This is a genomic window from Actinocatenispora rupis (genome assembly GCF_016861975.1).
Taxonomy (GTDB): Bacteria; Actinomycetota; Actinomycetes; order Mycobacteriales; family Micromonosporaceae; genus Actinocatenispora; species Actinocatenispora rupis.
Genome location: NZ_BOMB01000001.1, coordinates 176,706 through 195,604 on the forward strand (window position 1 = coordinate 176,706; position 18,899 = coordinate 195,604).

Consider the following 18,899-nt stretch of genomic DNA (forward strand, 5'->3'; position numbering starts at 1 on the left):
GGTGGCTGACGATGACCGGCGGCCGCACCCCGCTCGCCGCCACGACCGATCGACGTCGCGCGATCGGTCGTCCGTCGAAGTCTGGCACAGCCGTTCGAACGCCCCGCGCGCCGCCCCGGGCCGTCCGGAGTGTCGTCCGCGACACCACCACCGGCCCGCCGGTACGCCCTCCACTTCGCCCCACCGGTACCGGCGCGGGGCGGTGGTCCGCGGTCGGGTGCCTGGTTTGCCGGCTTTCACCGGCGTGGCGCAACGCCGGACAGGGCCGCGGCCGCCTCCGCCCACCACCCCGGCACCACGCCCCTGACCTGCGCTTATGTCGGACAGGTCGCTCGAAAGTGTGGCCATTGTCGATTGACGGTGGGGGGAAGTGGAGTACAGTGGAGCGCGATGGGGGAGCCGGTGGGCTGGGACGGGTGTCGCTCGCGACGTTCGGACGGGCTTGACGGGTCCGCCGGGCTTAGCGCCAGTTCCGGGGGGAAGGGGCGGCCGTGTTCCTGGGCACCCATACCCCGCGTCTGGACGACAAAGGTCGGCTGATCCTTCCGGCGAAGTTTCGGGACGAGCTTGCGGAGGGCCTGGTGGTCACCAAGGGGCAGGAGCGCTGCCTTTACGTGTTCCCCATGGCCGAGTTCCGTCGGCTCGCGGAGCAGTTGCAGGCCACGCCGGTCACGCACAAGGCGGCCCGGGCGTACAGCCGGGTCTTCTTCGCCAGTGCCTTCGATCAGGTGCCCGACAAGCAGGGACGGATCACGATCCCGCCAGCTCTCCGGGAATACGGGGGACTACGACGCGATCTCGCGGTCATCGGCGCATCGAGTCGCGTCGAGGTCTGGGACGCTGAGGCGTGGGAGACGTACCTCGCGGACAGCGAGGAGTCCTTCGCCGACATCGAGGAGGGGGTGCTGCCCGGCTTCTAGATGTCGCGCGCGACGAGACGGGGGCCGGGTCGCGCGCGGTGGCTGACTGGATGTCGTGCCGTGAGGTCTCCAGCCGCTCGACGGCTCCTGGTGCTACTTCCCCGGTGCCAGGCGCGATTGAGCGGATGGGGACCTGATGGCACGGATCGTTGGAGTTCGCCGCGAATGGTGAGGGCCCGGACGCGTACCGGGCCCTCAGCGCACCAGGGTTCAGGACACCGGGCGGAGGTGTTCCGGCGAGTACCAACGGTTGTGTCATGCACGAGGGGGTCAGCATGGGGGACGAGCGCGCGCCGCGCCGGTCTCGGCCGGAGCGGGGCCGGCGGCGACCGGCGACGCCGGGCGTACCGGTGCCGGCGGGCACGCACGTTCCCGTGTTCGCCGCCCGGTCGCTGGAGTTGCTGGCACCCGCGCTCACCGGGCCGGGTGCCGTCCTCGTCGACGCGACGCTGGGGCTGGGCGGGCACGCCGAGCTGTTCCTGAGCACGTTCCCCGAGTTGCGGCTGGTCGGGCTGGACCGCGACACCGAGGCGCTGCGGCGCAGCCGGGAGCGGCTGGCCCCGTTCGCCGACCGGCTCGACACCGTGCACGCCGTGTACGACCGGATCGGTTCCGCGCTGGCGGATCTCGGTCTGTCCACTGTGGATGGTGTGCTGTTCGACCTGGGGGTCTCGTCGCTGCAGTTGGACGAGCCGGCCCGCGGCTTCGCGTACGCACGCGACGCGCCGCTGGACATGCGGATGGACCAGACGACCGGGCGTACCGCGGCGGACGTGGTGAACACCGAGCCGGCGGGTGAGCTGACCCGGATCCTCCGGGAGTACGGGGAGGAGCGGTTCGCGGGGCGGATCGCGGCGGCGATCGTCCGGGAGCGCGAGCGGGCACCGATCACGTCCAGCGCGCTGCTCGCCGATCTGGTACGGGACGCGATCCCGGCGCCGGCCCGGCGTACCGGGGGAAATCCTGCGAAGCGGACGTTCCAGGCGCTGCGCATCGAGGTGAACGGTGAGCTGTCGGTGCTGCGGGCCGCGTTGCCCGCGGCGATCGACGCGCTACGGGTCGGCGGCCGGATCGTCGTGCTGTCGTACCAGTCGCTGGAGGACCGGATCGTCAAGCGGGAACTGACCACGCGGGCCCGGTCGAGCGCACCGCCGGACCTGCCGGTGGTACCGCCCGAACTGGAGCCGGAACTGCGGCTGTTGAGCCGGAGTTCCGAGGTGCCCGACGAGGCGGAGGCGGCGGCGAACCCGCGCGCCACATCGGCACGGTTGCGTGCCGCGGAACGGATCCGGGGCGGACGCCCCGGTGCTCGGGTGAAGGAGGGGTCGTGACCGCGGAACCGATTCGACGCTACGACGACGCCGGTTACCGGCCGCCCACCCGGTCGACCTCGGCCGCCCGGGGTGGGACCGCGACCCGTCCGACCCGTCCGGCGCGGCCCAAGCCCGACACGACGCGCGACGACACCACGGCGGTACCGAGCCAGCGCCGCGCGCCGGAGCCGGCCGGGCCGCGGCGCCGGGCCGCCCCGCCGGTACCGGTCGCGGCGCCGCGCGCGCCGTTCGTGGTGCTCGTACTGGCGCTCGTCGCGGCCGGCATCGTCGGACTGCTGGTGCTCAACACCGCGATCAACTCCAGTTCCCTGACGCTGTCCCGGATGCGTACGCAGCAGGCGAACCTGGACGGGCAGGAGCAGGAGTACCGGCGGGAGCTGGCGGACCTGGAGTCGCCGGGCAGCCTGCAGGCGGCGGCGACCCGGATGGGCCTGGTCCCGGCCGGTACGACGGCGTACATCCGGCTGCCCGACGGGAAGGTGATCGGGGTGCCGCAGCCCGCGCCGGCAGCGAGCGACCCCGGCTCCCGCTGACACGTTCGCAACCGGAGGACACGACACATGCCGACGCCACGTACTCCCGGACCGGACCCGCGCCGCGGCAGGGGCGGATCCGATCCGGACCGGGTGGTGGTGCCGCTGCGTCGGGGTGGCGGCACCGGCCGCGAACCGGGTGGGCTCGCCGACGCCCGGCGGTACCGGCCGCGCGGGCGGACGGTGCGGGAGTCGGCGGATCCGGCGGACGCGAGCCGGCGGGCCGACCGGGCGCGTTCGGCGCACGACTCGGAGCGGGCCGAGCCGCCGCGACGCGAGCCCACCGAGTCGCGGCGTACCGGGCGGGGCGGGTCGGGTTCGGCGGCGTCGCGGGGCTCGTCCGCCGGCCGGGGATCGGCGTCCCGCCGGTCGGCCGAGCGGGCGGAGCCGACCGGGCGCCGCGGCTCCGGCGGTACGGGTGGGCGCAGTCAGCAGGAGGCGCGGGATCGTAAGCGTGCCAGGCAGTCCGCGGAGCGCCCGCGCCGCGGTGCCGGGCGTACGACGGCGTCGCGGGGTGCGAAGCCGAAGGCCGCGAAGCCGAAGGCCGCGAAGCAGCCGAAGCCGCGGCGGACCGCGCCGGCGAGCGGGCCGTTCCGGGGCGGTGTGGTGCGGCTCGGCAGCCCGGGACGGCGGCTGCGGCTGGGCACGGTGGTCGTGCTGGTGCTGTTCACCGTGATCGCCGGCCGGCTGGTGCAACTCCAGCTCACCGACGCCCACGCGTACGCGACGAAGGCGTTGCAGCAGCGGCTGTGGACGGTGCCGCTGCCGGCGGCGCGCGGGTCGATCCTGGACCGGAGCGGCACGGTGCTCGCGCACAGCGTCGAGTCGCGGTACGTGTTCGCCGACCCCAGCATGATCAACGACGCGGCGAAGGTGGCGCGGCAGCTGTCCCCGGTGCTCGGCGTACCGCGGTCGACGCTGGAGAAGCAGATGCGCAAGCAGACGCTGCGCAACGGCGACCCGCTGCGCTTCGTGTACCTGGCGCGCGGGGTGGACATCCCGGTCGGCGACCGGGTCGCGGCGATGAACATCACCGGCATCGGCGTGAAGCAGGACGAGCGGCGCGACGATCCGGGACACGACCTGGCCGCCAACATCATCGGCAGTACCGGCTACGACCTGTCCGGGCTGACCGGCCTGGAGGCGGAGTACAACTCGCTGCTGCGCGGCACCGACGGCGTCCGGAAGTACGAGGCGGGCCGGGACGGGGTGGAGATCCCCGACGGGTACCACGAGGAGAAGGCGGCGCGGCCGGGCGGTTCGGTGCAGTTGACGCTGGACCGGGACATCCAGTTCGAGGCGCAGCGCGCGCTGTTCGCGAAGCTCAACCACCTGAACTCGGACATGGGCGCCGCCGTGGTACTGGACGTCAAGACGGGTGCGGTGCTGGCGCAGGCGAGCTACCCGACGTACGACGCGGGCGACGTGGGTGCGTCGACCACCGAGCAGCGCACCGACTGGGCGAGTCAGGCGGTCGTCGAGCCGGGGTCGGTGCACAAGGCGATCACCATCGGCGCCGGCCTGCAGACCGGTGTCATCAAGCCCGACTCGGCGATCCCGATCAAGTCGACGGTCACCAAGGGCGACACGACCTACCAGGACACCCACTGGCACGGGAACGTGAAGATCACCGTCCCCGGCATCTTCGCGTACTCGTCGAACGTGGGGACGATCGCGGTGGCGGACAAGGTCGGCGCGCAGCGGCTGTACGAGTACCAGCGGAAGTTCGGGCTGGGTGCGCCGACGGGTGAGGGGATGCCGGGCGAGGCGGACGGCATCGTACGGCCGGCGAGCACCTGGCAGGGCGCCGACCACGGGTCGATCCCGATCGGGCTGGGCGTTGCGGTGACGCCGATCCAGCTGGCCGCGGCGTACGCGGCGATCGCCAACGACGGGGAGTACGTGCAGCCGCACCTGATCGAGCAGACGGTCGGGCCGGACGGCGCGGTGACGAAGCCGAAGGTGGCGAGCCACCGGGTGCTGTCGCCGTCGGTGGCGGCGGCCGAGCGCAAGGCGATGGTGGCGGTGACCACGGTGCCGGGCGCGACGGGCCTGTCCGGCGCGGTGGACGGCTACCAGGTCGCCGCGAAGACGGGCACCGGCCAGCGGGTCGTCAACGGCTCGTACCAGAGGGGCAACATCGAGTCGTTCATCGGCATGGCGCCGGCCGACCACCCGCGGTACGTGGTGGCCGTGTTCGCGCACACCAGCGGCTCGGGCGAGGGCGCCAACATGGGGCCCGTCTTCCAGCAGATCATGCGGTTCGCGCTGGGCCACGGAAAGGTCCCGCCGAGCGGCGCGAAGCAGCCGTCGTTCCGGGTGTACGGATAGCCCTCGGTGTGCGAACCGCGACGGGCGGATTCCGCTGCGTACACCAGCGGTACGAGCAGGCACGATCCGGACACGCACCGCGTACCGGGGGTGTCGTCGGACGAGTACCGACGCCATGGGCACGACCGTGTCCGGGTAGGGTCATGGCCCGTGCCAGGCTATCCGCGACCACGGACCGTCTCCGCGACCCGGCTCGCGACGCTCGCCCCGCTGGTGGCGGCCGCACCGCTGACGCCGGTCGACGCCGAGCGGCAGGTCACCGGCGTCACGCACGCCAGCGGTGAGGTCCGCCCCGGCGATCTGTACGCCGCACTGCCCGGTTCGCGCCGGCACGGTGCGGAGTTCGTCGACGCCGCGGTCGCGGCCGGCGCCGTGGCGGTGCTCACCGACGAGACCGGTGCCGGGGCCGCGCGCGCCGCGGGCGTACCGGCGCTGGTGGTGGCGGATCCGCGGGCGCAGCTCGGCCGGATCGCCGCCGCGGTGTACGGGAACCCCACCGAGCGGCTCGCCGTCATCGGCATCACCGGCACCAACGGCAAGACGTCCACCGCGTACCTGGTGGAGTCGGGGCTGACCGCCGCGGGCCGGCGTACCGGGCTGATCGGCACGGTGGAGACCCGGCTGGGCGACGAGCGCCTGGACAGTACGCGGACGACGCCGGAGGCGACGGACCTGCAGGCGCTGTTCGCGGTGGCGCTGGAGCGCGGTCTGGACACGGTCGTGATGGAGGTGTCGAGCCACGCGCTGGACCTGGGCCGGGTCACCGGCACCCGGTTCGCGGTGGGCGCCTTCACCAACTTCGGCGTCGACCACCTCGACTTCCACGGCACCGTCGACGAGTACTTCGCGGCCAAGGCGAAGCTGTTCGACGGCCGGGCCGCGGTGGAGGTGCTCAACGCCGACGACCCGGCGGTGGTGAAGCTGGCCCACCCGGGCCGCACCGTGACGGTGTCGGTGGACGGGCAGCCGGCCGCCGACTGGCGCGCGGGCCGCATCGCTCGCGACGGGTACGGCCAACGGTTCGAGGTGGCGGGGCCGGGCGGGGTGTCGTTGCCCGGCAGCGTCGCGATGCCCGGCCGGCACAACGTGGCGAACGCGCTGCTCGCGGTCGGGATCCTGGCCGCGGTGGGCGTCGACCCGGCGACCGCGGTGGCCGGCGTGGCCGCGTGCGGTGGCGTACCGGGGCGGATGGAGCGGGTCGTGGCGCCGGGCGAGATCGTCGGCGTCGTCGACTTCGCCCACACGCCGAACGCGGTGGCCGCGGCGCTCGCCGCGCTCCGCGAGGCGGCCGCGCCCACCGGAGCCCGGGTGATCTGCGTGGTCGGTGCCGGCGGCGACCGGGACCAGTCGAAGCGTGCGCTGATGGGTGAGGCCGCCGCGCGCGGCGCCGACGAGGTGGTCGTCACCGACGACAATCCGCGTACGGAGGACCCGGCGGCGATCCGCGCGCAGGTGCTCGCCGGTGCCCTCGCCGTACCGGAGGGGCATGCCGTGGACGGCGGTGTCCGGTCGGTGGCGATCGCCGCGGCGGTGGCGCACGCCCGGCCCGGGGACATCGTCGCGGTGCTCGGCAAGGGACACGAACAGGGCCAGGAGGTGTCCGGCGAGGTGTACCCGTTCGACGACCGGATCGTGCTGCGGGACGCTCTGGCCGCCCGCGCCGCCGAGGGGGACGCGTGATCGGAATGCGGCTGGCGGAGGTCGCCGCGGCGGTCGACGGCACCCTCGTCGACGGCGCGGCGCCGGACGCCGTGGTCACCGGGACGGTCGAGCACGACTCGCGGAAGGTCGGGCCGGGCGGTCTGTTCGTCGCGTTCCGCGGCGAGCAGGTCGACGGGCACCGGTTCACCGCCGCGGCCGTGGAAGCGGGCGCGGCGGCGGTGCTCGCGCAGGAGCGCACCGGCGTACCGACGGTCCTGGTGGCGGATCCGCTGGCGGCGCTGGGCCGGTTGGCCCGCGCGGTGGTGGACCGGCTGCCGGACACCACGGTGGTCGGGTTGACCGGTTCGTCCGGCAAGACGACCACCAAGGACATGGTCGCCGCGCTGTGCGCCCGGCTCGGGTCGACCGTCGCGCCGGTCGGCACGCTCAACAACGAGCTGGGCCACCCGTACACGGTGCTGCGGGCCGACGCGGACACGCGATACCTGGTGCTGGAGTGCAGCGCGCGCGGCATCGGCCACGTGGCGTACCTGTGCGGGATCGCGCCGCCGCGGATCGGCGTGGTGCTCAACGTGGGTGCGGCGCACCTGGGCGAGTTCGGCTCGGTGGAGGCGATCGCGCAGGCGAAGGGCGAGCTGGTGGAGGCGCTGCCGGCGGACGGGCTTGCCGTGCTGAACGCCGACGACCACCGGGTCCGCGCCATGGCGGAGCGTACGAAGGCGCGCGTGGTGCTGGTGGGCACCGCCGCCGACGCCGACGTACGGGCGAGTGACGTGACGCTGGACGCGGCCGGCCGCGCGGCGTACACGCTGTCCACGGTGGACGGCTCGGTACCGGTGCGGCTCGGCGTGTACGGCGCGCACATGGTGGCGAACACGCTGGCCGCGGCCGCGGTGGCGCTGGAGCTGGGCATGCCGCTGGCGGAGTTGGGGACCGCGCTGGGGGAGCTGCGGCCGGCGTCCGGGCGCCGGATGGACGTGTTCACCCGGCACGACGGGGTGACGATCATCGACGACTCGTACAACGCGAACCTGGGGTCGATGACGGCGGCGTTGCAGTCGCTGGCCGCGATCGGCACGGGCCGCCGTACCTGGGCGGTGCTCGGCTACATGGCCGAGCTGGGCGAGTTCGAGCAGTCTCAGCACGAGCAGGTCGGCCGGCTCGCGGCGGATCTCGGCGTGGACCGTCTGGTCGTCGTCGAGGCCGTGGCCGGCGGCATCCACGACGGCGCGCGGGAACGCGCCCGCTCCAACGAGTGGGAGGGACAGTCGGTGCAGGTGCCTGATCAGCAGGCAGCAATCGCCCTGCTCGGCGACGAGCTTCGGCCGGGCGACGTGGTCCTGGTCAAGGGATCGCGGTACCGGACGTGGCAGGTGGTCGACGCCCTCCGGGACGACTCCGGGGAGGCCCCCGCGTCATGAGGTCAGTCATTGTCGCGCCCCTGGTGGCGTTCGTCCTGACGTTGTTCGGCACCCCGCTGGCGATCCGGTACTTCAGCCGCCTGCGTGCCGACCAGCCGATCCGTGAGATCGGCCCGCAGTCGCACCTGGCGAAGCGGGGCACCCCGACGATGGGCGGTGTCGTCTTCATCGTCGCCACCGTCATCGCGTACCTGGTGGGGCACCTGACGTTGCTGACCCTGCCGGGCCGGCCGCACAAGCCGACGGTGACCGCGATCGTGCTGCTCGGCCTGTTCGTGTGCATGGGCGCGGTCGGCTTCATCGACGACTTCATGAAGATCCGGCGGCGCAACAGCGCCGGCCTGTCGGCCAAGGGCAAGCTGCTCGGGCAGGCGCTGGTCGGTGCGGTGTTCGGCGTGGTCGCGCTCTACTTCAACCCGGACAGCGTCTCGCCGGACGGGATCCACAACCCGACGGTGGGCAGCTCGTACATCTCGTTCATCCGGGACATCCCGTGGCTGGACATCACCCGGGTCGGCGCGGTGGTGCTGTTCATCTTCGTGGTACTGGCCGCGTCCAACGGGGTGAACCTCACCGACGGTCTGGACGGTCTCGCCACCGGTACGTCGGTGATGGTGCTGCTGGCGTACACGGTGATCTCGTTCTGGCAGTACCGGCACTGGTGTTCGGACCCGCACCAGCTCACCTCGTACTGTTACGCGGTCCGAGATCCGCTCGACGCGGCGCTGATAGCCGGGGCCGCGGCCGGGGCGTTGTTCGGCTTCCTGTGGTGGAACGCGTCGCCGGCCCGGATCTTCATGGGTGACTCGGGCGCGCTCGGCCTGGGCGGCCTGATCGGCGGCCTGGCCATCTCCACCAAGACGATCCTGCTGCTGTTCATCCTGGGCGCGCTGTTCGTCATCGAGACCGTGTCGCTGATCATCCAGGTCGTGTCCTTCCGCAGTACGGGCAGACGGGTGTTCCGGATGGCACCGATCCACCACCACTTCGAGCTGGCCGGGTGGAGCGAGGTCAACATCACCGTGCGGTTCTGGATCATCTCCGGCATCGGCATCACCGCCGGACTAGCGATCTTCTACGCGGACTTCACGGCACACGCCATAGGCAGCAACCTGTGACCTCCGGGTACGCGGGGCGTCCGGTGCTGGTGGCGGGCTCCGGCGTCAGCGGTACGGCGTGCGCCCGCGCGCTGGTCGCCGCGGGCGCCGAGGTCACCGTCCTGGACCGGGCGCCGAGCGAACGGCTGGCTGCGCTGGCCGGGGAGGGCGTCGCGACCGCTGTGGCCGTCGACCCGCCGGCCGACCTGCTGGCGAAGGCGTCCGACCTGGTCGTGTCGCCGGTGTTCGCGCCGCATCACCCGCTGGTCACGGCCGCGGTCGCCGCCGGCCTCTCCGTGTACTGCGAGCCCGAGCTGGCGTGGCGGCTGCGCCCGGCGGGTTCGGCCGACTGGCTCGCCCTGACCGGGACGAACGGCAAGACGACCGCCGTGACGATGCTGGCGTCGATCCTCGCCGCGGCGGGCCTGCGTACCCGGGCGGTCGGCAACATCGGCGACCCGCTCATCGACGCGGTGCTGGCCGCCGACACCGACGTACTGGCCGTCGAACTGTCCAGCTACCAGCTGCACTGGTCGTCGACGCTGGCGCCGCGGGCCGGGGCGTACCTGAACCTGGCCGACGACCACCTCGACTGGCACGGCGACCGCGACGCGTACGCGACGGCGAAGACGGCGGTGTGGCGCGGCGCCGCGCACGGCGGTACGGCGGTGGGCAACGCCGACGACCCGGGCGTGGCCGCGCTGCTGGCGGACGTGCCCGGGCGGCGGGTGTCGTTCACCCTCGGCGAGCCGGCGGAGGGTCAGCTCGGCGTGGTCGACGGCGTCCTCGTCGACCGGGCGTACGGCGACGGTGTCGCGCTGGTCGCCGCCGACGTGGTCCGCCCCGCCGGCCCGCACAACGTGGCCAACGCGCTGGCCGCCGCCGCCCTGGCCCGGGCGTACGGGGTGCCGCCGCAGGCGGTGGCCGACGGGCTCGGCGGGTACACCCCGCAGGCGCACCGCAACCAGCCGGTCGGCACCGTCGACGGCGTGGCGTACGTGGACGACTCGAAGGCGACGAACCCGCACGCCGCGCTGGCCTCGCTCACCTCGTACTCCCGGGTGGTGTGGATCGCCGGCGGTCAGCTCAAGGGCGTCGACCCGGACGAGCTGGTCGCCCGGGTCGCCGACCGCCTCGCCGGCGCCGTACTGCTGGGGGCGGACCGGGCGGAGATCGCCGCCGCACTTTCCCGACACGCGCCGCAGATCCCCGTGATCGAGGTGGCGAGGTCCGATGATGGGGCGATGGCGGACGTGGTGGCGCACGCCGCCCGGCTCGCCGGGCCGGGCGACACGGTGCTCCTGGCCCCGGCCGCCGCCTCGTACGACATGTTCGCCAGCTATGCGCAGCGCGGTGACCGGTTCGCCGCCGAGGTGGGCCGGCTGTCCGGTTCCTGAGCCGGTCCACGCGCCACCGCCAGGGGAGTGCCCGTGACCGGTACGGTCAGTGACGCGCCGGCCGCGCGTGCCGACGCCAGCGCGCCGCCCGGCGTACCAGGGCCGTCGGCGGTGGGCCGGCTGATCGGGGAGCCGTTCGCCGCCCTGCGCGGCCTGCTCGCCCGCCCCCTCGCCTCGTACTACCTGCTCGTCGCCAGTGCCGGTCTGCTGCTGGTGATCGGCCTGGTGATGGTCTACTCGGCCACGAACGTCACGACCTCCGACGGCGGTACGGGCTCGGCGCTGGCCGGGGTGCAGCAGCAGGGGTTGTGGGCGGCGATCGGGCTGGCGGCGTTCTGGCTCGCGCAACGGCTGCCGACCCGTACGTACCGGCTGCTCGGGTTGCCGCTGCTGGTGCTGTGCATGGTGTTCGCGCTGATCCTGGTGCTGTTCCCGGATCTGAAGGCGGGCCCGGTCAGCACGTACCTGAACTGGATCACGGTCGGGCCGGTGCAGTTCCAGCCGGCGGAGCTGGCGAAGCTGGCGCTGATGTGGTGGGGTGCGGACCTGCTGGTCCGCCGCGGCGACTCGGTGACCCGGTGGAAGCGGCTGGCGATGCCGCTGTTCCCGTTGACGGCGCTGCTGTTCCTGCTGGTCGGCGTGCACGACCTGGGCAGCATGCTGTGCATGCTGCTGGTCTTCCTCGGCCTGCTGTGGGTGACGGGCGTGCGGTTCCGGGTGTTCGCCGGGATGTTCGCGGTGGCGATCGCCGGCGTGATCGTGCTGATCGCCGACCAGAGCTACCGCTTCCAGCGCATCCTCGCGTTCGGGCAGATGGCCCGGGCGAACGGCTGCACCAGCCCGGACAGCCTGCAGGGCTCGTGCTGGCAGTCCGTGCAGGGCATGTACGCGCTGGCCGACGGCGGCTGGTTCGGCGTGGGCCTGGGCCAGGGCCGGCAGAAGTGGAGCTGGCTGCCGGAGGCGCACAACGACTTCATCTTCGCGATCATCGGCGAGGAGCTGGGTGTCGTCGGCTGCGTCGTGGTGCTCGCCCTGTTCGCCGTCCTGGCGTACGCGGGACTGCGGATCGCGCGCCGCGTCGACGACCCGTTCCGGCGTACGGTCGCGGCGGCGTGCACGCTGTGGCTGGCCGGGCAGGCCGTGATCAACATCGGCGCGGTGGTGGGCCTGCTGCCGATCACGGGCGTGCCGCTGCCGTTCATCTCCGCCGGCGGTACGGCGCTGGTCGTGACGCTGGTGGCGGTCGGCATGCTGGCCTCGTTCGCCCGGGCCGAACCGGACGCGGCGCGCGCCCTGCACGCCCGTGCGCCGAGCCGGCTGGCCCGGATACTGTGGGCTCCGCTGCCCCCGTTGCCGGCGGAGAAGAAGCCTGGTTCGTCACGGTCCACGACCGCTGTGCGGGCTCCACGACGGCGTACGGCAGGATCACGGGGGACGGACCCACGACGGCAGCGGGCCGGTACAAGGTCCCGCTCGACGACCCGCAAGGACAGACGTTGACCGACCTGCGTTCCGTGGTACTGGCCGGCGGTGGCACCGGTGGCCACATCTACCCGCTGCTCGCCTTCGCCGACTGCCTCCGGCGGCACGACCCCGACGTCCGGATCACCTGCGTCGGCGGTGCGAAGGGACTGGAGAACGACATCATCCCCGCCGCGGGGTACGACCTGCGTCAGGTGCCCGCCTACCAGCTGTCCCGGGCGGTGAACCTGGACCTGCTGAAGACCGGCCCGCGGATGCTGCGGTCGATGAACGCGGGCAAGGCGCTGCTCGACGAGGTGGCCGCCGACGTGGTGGTCGGCTTCGGCGGATACGTCGCGGTCCCCGCGTACCTGGGTGCCTGGCGCCGCAAGACCCCGATCGTCATCCACGAGGTGAACGTGCCCGCCGGGGTGGCGAACAAGCTCGGCATGCGGTTCACCGACCATGTCGCGGTCGGTTTCCCGCACCAGCCGGCGCAGGCGCCGTCGCTGGCCGACGCCCGCGTGGTCGGCGTACCGCTGCGGCGGTCGATCACGACGCTGGACCGCGACGCCCGCCGCGCCGAGGCCCGCGCGCACTTCGGCCTCGACCCGGACCGGCCGACGCTGTTCGTGTTCGGCGCCTCGCAGGGCGCCCGGCAGATCAACCTGGCGATGGCCGGTGCCGCCAAGGCGATCACCGCGGCCGGCTTCCAGGTGCTGCACATCATGGGCGCGCGCAACGAGCCGGTCGAGATCCCGTCCGACCTCTCCGCGCCGTACGTGACGCTGCCGTTCCTGTCCGAGATGGAGCTGGGGTACGCGGCGGCCGACCTGGTGCTGTCCCGCGGCGGCGCGATGACCTGCGCCGAGGTGGCCGCGCTCGGCCTGCCCACCATCTACGTCCCCCTGCCGTACGGCAACGGCGAGCAGCGGCGCAACGCGTTGCCGGTGGTCGAGGCCGGCGGCGGTGTCCTGGTCGACAACGCCGACCTGACCCCGGACTGGATCGAGCGCAACGCGGTCCCGCTGCTCGGCGACCCCGCGCGGCTGCAGGCGATGGGCGCCGCCGCCGCGGCGTACGGTCGGCGCGACGGCGACGAGGCGCTCCGCGCGTTCGTACTGGAGGCCTTGGCGGCGAAGGGGACGGCGGCATGAGCGACACGCGGACCGACGAGGGCTACCCGACGGCCGAGGAGCTGGGGCGGGTCTTCCTGATCGGCATCGGCGGGGTCGGGATGAGCGGCCTGGCCCGGCTGCTGCTGTCCCGCGGCATCCCGACGTCCGGCTCGGAGCTGCGGGAGTGGCCGACCCTGGCCGGCCTGCGCGCGCTGGGCGGCGTCATCCACGACACGCACTCCGCGGCCAACCTCGACGACGTCGACACCGTCGTCTACTCGACGGCCATCCCCGCCGACCACGTGGAACTGGCCGAGGCGCGCCGGCGCGGACTGCGCGTACTGCACCGGTCCGAGGCGCTGGCCTCGGCGATGGTGGGGCGGCACGGCATCGCGGTCGCCGGCACGCAGGGCAAGACCACCACCACCTCCATGACCACCCTGGTACTGCAGCACTGCGGGCTGGACCCGTCGTTCGTGATCGGCGGCGAGATCTCCGAGGCGGGGTCGAACGCGCACCACGGCTCCGGTGAGTACTTCGTGATCGAGGCGGACGAGAGCGACCGCTCGTTCCTGCGGTACCGCCCGCGGGTCGCGATCGTGACGAACGTGCGCGCCGACCACCTCAACACGTACGGCGACCTCGCCGGCCTGCAGGACGGTTTCGCCGAGTTCTGCCGCGGCATCACGCCGGACGGCTTCCTCGTGGCGTGCGCCGACGACGAGGGCAGCCGGCAGCTCGCCGACCGGATGCGCGCCGAGGGCCGGACCGTGTACACGTACGGCGAGTCGGCCGACGCGACGCTCCGGCTGGTCGACCTGACCTCGTCGGCCGCCGGCGTGCGGTACACGGCGGAGCGGGACGGGGTGAAGCTGGGCGAGGTCCGGTTGCCGTCCCCGGGCAGGCACCTCGGCCTGAACAGTGCGGCCGCGCTGCTCACCGCGCTGTCGCTGGAGCAGCCGTTCGACCGGATCGCGGAGGCGCTCGCCGAGTTCCCCGGCGTACGGCGCAGGTTCGAGCACAAGGGCACCGCCGACGGCGTCCGCGTCTACGACGAGTACGCGTACCACCCGGTGTCGATGACCGCCGCGCTGTCCACCCTGCGCGAGGTCACCGCCGACGGCCGCCTGATCGTCGTCTTCCAACCCCTCCGCCTGTACCGCACGCGCGAGTTGCAGGCGGAGATCGCCGAGGCGCTGGCGCTGGCCGACGAGGCGATCGTGATGGAGGTGTTCAGCCCGGGGGAGACCCGCGCCCCGGGTGAGGGCGGCCGGGTGCTGACCGACGCGGTGGACCTGCCCGCCGAGGCCAAGGTCTTCGTACCGTCCTGGTCGGACGTCGCCGACGAGGTACTCCGCCGGGCCCGGCCGGGCGATCTCGTCGTGACGATGGGCGCGCCGCCGATCTCGATGATGGGCGACGAGTTGCTGGCCGCACTGACCGACCGCGGCGCAGCGGGCTGATGGCGGGCGAGGCGCGTGGGCGCCGTCCGGTGACCGACGCCGCCCGCCCGCGCCGTCGGTGGCGGCTGGTACTCGCCCGCCGCCCCGACCTGCCCGCCCTCGTCCGCCGGCTGTTCGCCCGCGCCCGTCGGCACCGTTCCCGCGTCCTGCTCGCCCTGGGCGCCGGCGTACTCGCGGTCGCCGTGGTGATCGCCGCCCTCGTCGTCGTGTACCAGACGTCGGCGTTCGCGGTGCGGGACGTCCGGGTGGACGGCAGCCGCGCGCTCGCCGCCGACGTCCGCACCGCCGCCGCGGTACCGCCGGGCACGCCGCTCGCCGACGTGGACCTGGCCGCCACGGCGCGCCGGGTCCGTACCCTGCCGCCGGTGCGTACCGCGGTGGTGAGCCGGGAGTGGCCGCACACCGTGGTGGTCACGGTCACCGAGCGCACCCCGGCCGCGGCGGTACCGCAGGGTCACACGGTCCGGCTGGTCGACGCCACCGGCGTCGTCTTCCGTACGGTGGCGTCCGCGCCGCGCGGGCTGCCCACGATCCAGGTCGCGCACCCAGGCCCCGCGGACGACTCGACCCGGGCCGCCCTGACCGTACTGGCGGCGTTGACGCCGAAGCTGCGCGCGGACCTGCGCCGGATCGAGGTGCCGCGGCCGACCCGGGTGACGCTGCGGTTGTCGGACGGCCGTTCGGTGGTGTGGGGCGACGCGTCGCGCAGTGACCGCAAGGCCGCCGCCGCGACCGCGTTGCTGTCGCAGGACGGTTCGACCATCGACGTGAGCGCCCCGGATCTCGTCACGGTACGCTGACCAACTGTCCACTGTGGACCCTGCACCGTCCACGATGGACACCCGATCGGTGACTGTGGTCGAGAACGTCGACGACACGCCGACCCGGGTGCTTGGTCCGGACACCGCCTGGTGAGTACGTTCCGGAGCGAGGTGCAGGTTGACATAACTATAACCCTCTACTTGAGGGTGAGAGTTGAGACCGGTGAACCTCGGCGGGGAGCACCAGCTAAGGGAAGGCAGACCGATGACACCTCCGCACAACTATCTGGCGGTCATCAAGGTCGTCGGCTGCGGCGGCGGCGGCGTCAACGCCGTCAACCGGATGATCGAGGTCGGACTCAAGGGTGTCGAGTTCATCGCGATCAACACCGACGCGCAGGCGCTCCTGATGTCCGACGCCGACGTCAAGCTCGACGTCGGCCGCGAGCTGACCCGTGGTCTCGGCGCCGGGGCGAACCCGGAGGTCGGCCGCAAGGCCGCCGAGGACCACCGCGACGAGATCGAGGAAGTACTCAAGGGCGCCGACATGGTCTTCGTGACCTGCGGCGAGGGCGGCGGTACGGGCACCGGCGCCTCGCCGGTGGTCGCCAACATCGCCCGCAAGCTCGGCGCGCTCACGATCGGCGTGGTGACCCGGCCGTTCTCGTTCGAGGGCAAGCGCCGGCAGGTGCAGGCCGAGACCGGCATCGACGAGCTGCGCAACGAGTGCGACACGCTCATCGTCATCCCGAACGACCGGCTGCTCCAGCTCGGCGACCGGACGATGAGCATGATGGACGCGTTCCGCCAGGCGGACCAGGTGCTGCTGTCCGGTGTCCAGGGCATCACCGACCTGATCACCACGCCGGGTCTGATCAACCTGGACTTCGCCGACGTGAAGAGCGTCATGTCCAACGCCGGCTCGGCGCTGATGGGCATCGGCAGCGCGCGCGGCGACGACCGTGCGGTGGAAGCCGCCCAGGGCGCGATCTCCAGCCCGCTGCTGGAGCAGAGCATGGATGGCGCGCGCGGTGTACTGCTGTCCATCGCCGGCGGTTCGGATCTCGGCCTGTTCGAGATCAACGACGCGGCGCAGCTCGTCACCGACGCGGCGCACCCGGACGCGAACATCATCTTCGGCGCGGTCATCGACGACGCGCTCGGCGACGAGGTCCGCATCACGGTGATCGCGGCCGGGTTCGACGGCGGCACCCCGGCGTACAAGCCGCAGGCGGAGGTGGGGCGGCCGAAGCCGCCGGCCGACCCGGGGCCGAGCAAGCCGGCGCCGACGACGACGAGCAGCCCGATCCCGACCACGCCGACGCCCGCCGAGCGCCCGCCGCGCAAGGTGCTGTTCGACGACGTCGACGTGCCGGACTTCCTCAAGAACGGCGCGTGAGCGTCGAAGCCGCAGCCGCCGGTCCGGCCCGTCGGGCCGAACTGGCGGCGAACCTCGCGGCGGCGCGCGACCGTATCGCGGCCGCCTGCGCCGCCGCCGGGCGTACGACGGACGAGGTGACGCTGGTCGCGGTCACCAAGACGTTCCCCGCCTCGGACGTACGGCTGCTCGTGGGGCTGGGGCAGCACGACATCGGCGAGAACCGGGACGCGGAGGCGTCGGTGAAGGCCGCGGAGCTGACCGATCTGCCGGTGCGCTGGCACTTCGTCGGCCAGCTCCAGCGCAACAAGGCCAACTCCGTCGTCCGGTACGCCGACCTGGTGCACTCGGTCGACCGCCGGCCGCTGGTCGAGGCGCTGGCCGGTGCGGCGGCACGGCACCGGGACCACCCCCTCGACGTCCTCCTCCAGGTACGCCTGGACGACGCGGAGGGCCGCGGTGGCGTACCGGTGGGGGAGTTGCCGGCGCTGGTGGACGACGTGCTGGGGCACGAGGAGCTGCGGCTGCGTGGCCTGATGGCGGTGGCGCCGCTCGGTGCCGACCCGGACCCGGCGTTCGCGGTGCTCGCCGAACGGGCCGAATGGCTGCGGGGAGTGGTCCCGACGGCCACGATCGTGTCGGCCGGAATGACGGGCGACCTGGAGGCCGCGGTACGACACGGCGCGACACACGTTCGCGTTGGCCGCGGATTGCTCGGTACCCGGGCGAAGCTGGGTTAGCCTGGCTTCGGGAACCGAACTACACCGCTGTTATTCACAACCACCGATCTCGTCCGCCTTCGGGCGGCGCATCGCGGGGGGCCGTCCGGGCCGGACGGGGCGCGCGACGCGGTGAGGCTGGTGCACGGGAGGAGGTGCCCGATGGGCGCTCTGCGCAAGGCGGGTGTCTGGCTCGGCCTCGTCGAGGACGAGGAGGACGGCTACGACGCCGACGACGACCGGTACGAGACCTCCGGCCGCTACGACGGCGCCGGCCGGCAGGAGACCACCAGCCGTTACGAGGGCACCTCGCGGTACGACACGCGTCCGCACCGGCGCCGCGAGCCGGCCCGGGACCTCGACGACGCGGACTTCGACGACGCCGAGTACGCCGACGACGACTTCGACGCGCCGGAGCCGGCACGGCCGCGCCTGGCCACGGGTGCCGACCGGCAGGAGCGCACCGAGCGGGCCAGCGTACGTTCGCTGAACCGCGGCGCGTCCGTCACGTCGCTCACCCAGGACAACCTGGCGCTCGCGCCACAGGTACAGCTGCGCGAGCGTGCCGTGGTGTCGGACGAGAGTGCGCACGGTTACCGGATCACGACCGTGCACCCGACGACGTACAACGAGGCGCGCACAATCGGTGAGCATTTCCGGGACAACACTCCGGTCATTATGAATCTGTCCGAAATGGACGAAGCGGACGCGATGCGGCTCGTCGATTTCGCCGCCGGGTTGATCTTCGGACTCCGCGGTACGATCGAACGAGTGACCAACCGCGTGTTCCTGCTCTCACCGGCCAATGTCACGGTCACTGCGGAAGACAAGGCCAAGATCGCCGAGGGCGGGTTCTTCAACCAGAGCTGAACCGGGAGAACACCGCTCGTGTCGGTCCTGTTCCAGGTCATCTACCTGGTCATATACGCCTTCTTGTTGATACTCATGGCGCGCCTGGTGCTCAGCTTCGTCCTGCAGTTTGCGCGCCGGTGGCAACCTCGTAGAGGCGCGGCCGCCGCCATGGAGGTCGTGTGGAGCGTCACTGACCCTCCCCTGAAAGCCCTGAGGAGGGTCATTCCACCGCTCCGGATTGGTACCGTGAGCGTGGATCTGGCTTTCCTGATACTGCTGGTTATCGTGTACGTGCTGTTGAACGTCGTGTTGCCACCGTTGCTCGGTCGTTAGTCTTGCTGACGGGCCGGGTGACAACCCGGCCCGTGGCGCTGCCGACAGACCAGCCGGATCACGATGGCCCGGTCCCGGTCCTATCGACAGCGAGCCACGCGGTCGCAAGCTGAACCGAG

General features: G+C 72.8%; 16 protein-coding genes. All 16 read left to right on the forward strand.

Going from position 1 to position 18,899, the window contains the following annotated elements; all coding sequences use genetic code 11:
- Positions 1-491: 491 nt before the first annotated feature.
- The 16 genes from mraZ to Aru02nite_RS00910 all read left to right on the forward strand — a co-directional run bounded on the left by mraZ (position 492) and on the right by Aru02nite_RS00910 (position 18,780).
- Positions 492-920 (forward strand): division/cell wall cluster transcriptional repressor MraZ, encoded by a 429-nt coding sequence (mraZ, locus tag Aru02nite_RS00835; protein ID WP_203654055.1) that lies wholly within the window; start codon positions 492-494, stop codon positions 918-920.
- A 257-nt stretch (positions 921-1,177) separates the two neighbouring features.
- On the forward strand, positions 1,178-2,251 hold the full coding sequence (rsmH, locus tag Aru02nite_RS00840; protein ID WP_239076253.1) for a 16S rRNA (cytosine(1402)-N(4))-methyltransferase RsmH: 1,074 nt from the start codon (positions 1,178-1,180) through the stop codon (positions 2,249-2,251).
- Positions 2,248-2,787: a cell division protein FtsL gene (ftsL, locus tag Aru02nite_RS00845; RefSeq protein WP_203654056.1), complete on the forward strand. Its 540-nt coding sequence runs from the start codon at positions 2,248-2,250 to the stop codon at positions 2,785-2,787. Before rsmH ends, ftsL begins: the two co-directional genes overlap by 4 nt.
- A 27-nt stretch (positions 2,788-2,814) precedes the next feature.
- Positions 2,815-5,118 (forward strand): peptidoglycan D,D-transpeptidase FtsI family protein, encoded by a 2,304-nt coding sequence (locus Aru02nite_RS00850; RefSeq protein WP_203654057.1) that lies wholly within the window; start codon positions 2,815-2,817, stop codon positions 5,116-5,118.
- Positions 5,119-5,268: 150 nt separating this feature from the next.
- Positions 5,269-6,798, forward strand: coding sequence for a UDP-N-acetylmuramoyl-L-alanyl-D-glutamate--2,6-diaminopimelate ligase (locus Aru02nite_RS00855; RefSeq protein ID WP_203654058.1), 1,530 nt, complete (start codon positions 5,269-5,271; stop codon positions 6,796-6,798).
- The gene (locus Aru02nite_RS00860) at positions 6,795-8,201 is read left to right on the forward strand and encodes a UDP-N-acetylmuramoyl-tripeptide--D-alanyl-D-alanine ligase (RefSeq protein WP_203654059.1); all 1,407 of its coding nucleotides are present in this window, start codon (positions 6,795-6,797) and stop codon (positions 8,199-8,201) included. The genes Aru02nite_RS00855 and Aru02nite_RS00860 overlap by 4 nt, the downstream gene beginning before the upstream one ends.
- Positions 8,198-9,319, forward strand: coding sequence for a phospho-N-acetylmuramoyl-pentapeptide-transferase (gene mraY, locus Aru02nite_RS00865; RefSeq protein WP_203654061.1), 1,122 nt, complete (start codon positions 8,198-8,200; stop codon positions 9,317-9,319). The genes Aru02nite_RS00860 and mraY overlap by 4 nt, the downstream gene beginning before the upstream one ends.
- Positions 9,316-10,695 (forward strand): UDP-N-acetylmuramoyl-L-alanine--D-glutamate ligase, encoded by a 1,380-nt coding sequence (murD, locus tag Aru02nite_RS00870; protein ID WP_203654063.1) that lies wholly within the window; start codon positions 9,316-9,318, stop codon positions 10,693-10,695. The genes mraY and murD overlap by 4 nt, the downstream gene beginning before the upstream one ends.
- A gap of 33 nt (positions 10,696-10,728) precedes the next feature.
- Positions 10,729-12,195, forward strand: a complete 1,467-nt coding sequence (gene ftsW, locus Aru02nite_RS00875; protein ID WP_239076254.1) for a putative lipid II flippase FtsW — start codon at positions 10,729-10,731, stop codon at positions 12,193-12,195.
- On the forward strand, positions 12,192-13,313 hold the full coding sequence (locus tag Aru02nite_RS00880) for a UDP-N-acetylglucosamine--N-acetylmuramyl-(pentapeptide) pyrophosphoryl-undecaprenol N-acetylglucosamine transferase (RefSeq protein ID WP_203654065.1): 1,122 nt from the start codon (positions 12,192-12,194) through the stop codon (positions 13,311-13,313). Before ftsW ends, Aru02nite_RS00880 begins: the two co-directional genes overlap by 4 nt.
- Positions 13,310-14,737 (forward strand): UDP-N-acetylmuramate--L-alanine ligase, encoded by a 1,428-nt coding sequence (murC, locus tag Aru02nite_RS00885; protein WP_203654067.1) that lies wholly within the window; start codon positions 13,310-13,312, stop codon positions 14,735-14,737. Before Aru02nite_RS00880 ends, murC begins: the two co-directional genes overlap by 4 nt.
- On the forward strand, positions 14,737-15,537 hold the full coding sequence (locus Aru02nite_RS00890; RefSeq protein ID WP_203654069.1) for a cell division protein FtsQ/DivIB: 801 nt from the start codon (positions 14,737-14,739) through the stop codon (positions 15,535-15,537). The genes murC and Aru02nite_RS00890 overlap by 1 nt, the downstream gene beginning before the upstream one ends.
- A gap of 226 nt (positions 15,538-15,763) precedes the next feature.
- Positions 15,764-16,897, forward strand: coding sequence for a cell division protein FtsZ (gene ftsZ / locus Aru02nite_RS00895; RefSeq protein WP_203654071.1), 1,134 nt, complete (start codon positions 15,764-15,766; stop codon positions 16,895-16,897).
- Complete coding sequence (locus Aru02nite_RS00900) at positions 16,894-17,616, forward strand: YggS family pyridoxal phosphate-dependent enzyme (protein WP_203654073.1); 723 nt, start codon at positions 16,894-16,896, stop codon at positions 17,614-17,616. Before ftsZ ends, Aru02nite_RS00900 begins: the two co-directional genes overlap by 4 nt.
- Before the next feature lie 141 nt (positions 17,617-17,757).
- On the forward strand, positions 17,758-18,465 hold the full coding sequence (locus Aru02nite_RS00905; RefSeq protein WP_203654075.1) for a cell division protein SepF: 708 nt from the start codon (positions 17,758-17,760) through the stop codon (positions 18,463-18,465).
- 18 nt (positions 18,466-18,483) lie between these two features.
- Complete coding sequence (locus Aru02nite_RS00910) at positions 18,484-18,780, forward strand: YggT family protein (RefSeq protein ID WP_275408562.1); 297 nt, start codon at positions 18,484-18,486, stop codon at positions 18,778-18,780.
- The last annotated feature ends 119 nt before the right edge of the window (positions 18,781-18,899 follow it).

Bases quoted from the DNA above. Each gene is read 5' to 3' on its own strand.
- rsmH (WP_239076253.1), top strand. From the start codon at position 1,178: ATGCACGAGGGGGTCAGCATGGGGGACGAGCGCGCGCCGCGCCGGTCT.
- Aru02nite_RS00850 (WP_203654057.1), top strand. From the start codon at position 2,815: ATGCCGACGCCACGTACTCCCGGACCGGACCCGCGCCGCGGCAGGGGC.
- mraY (WP_203654061.1), top strand. From the start codon at position 8,198: ATGAGGTCAGTCATTGTCGCGCCCCTGGTGGCGTTCGTCCTGACGTTG.
- murC (WP_203654067.1), top strand. From the start codon at position 13,310: ATGAGCGACACGCGGACCGACGAGGGCTACCCGACGGCCGAGGAGCTG.
- Aru02nite_RS00890 (WP_203654069.1), top strand. From the start codon at position 14,737: ATGGCGGGCGAGGCGCGTGGGCGCCGTCCGGTGACCGACGCCGCCCGC.
- ftsZ (WP_203654071.1), top strand. From the start codon at position 15,764: ATGACACCTCCGCACAACTATCTGGCGGTCATCAAGGTCGTCGGCTGC.
- Aru02nite_RS00905 (WP_203654075.1), top strand. From the start codon at position 17,758: ATGGGCGCTCTGCGCAAGGCGGGTGTCTGGCTCGGCCTCGTCGAGGAC.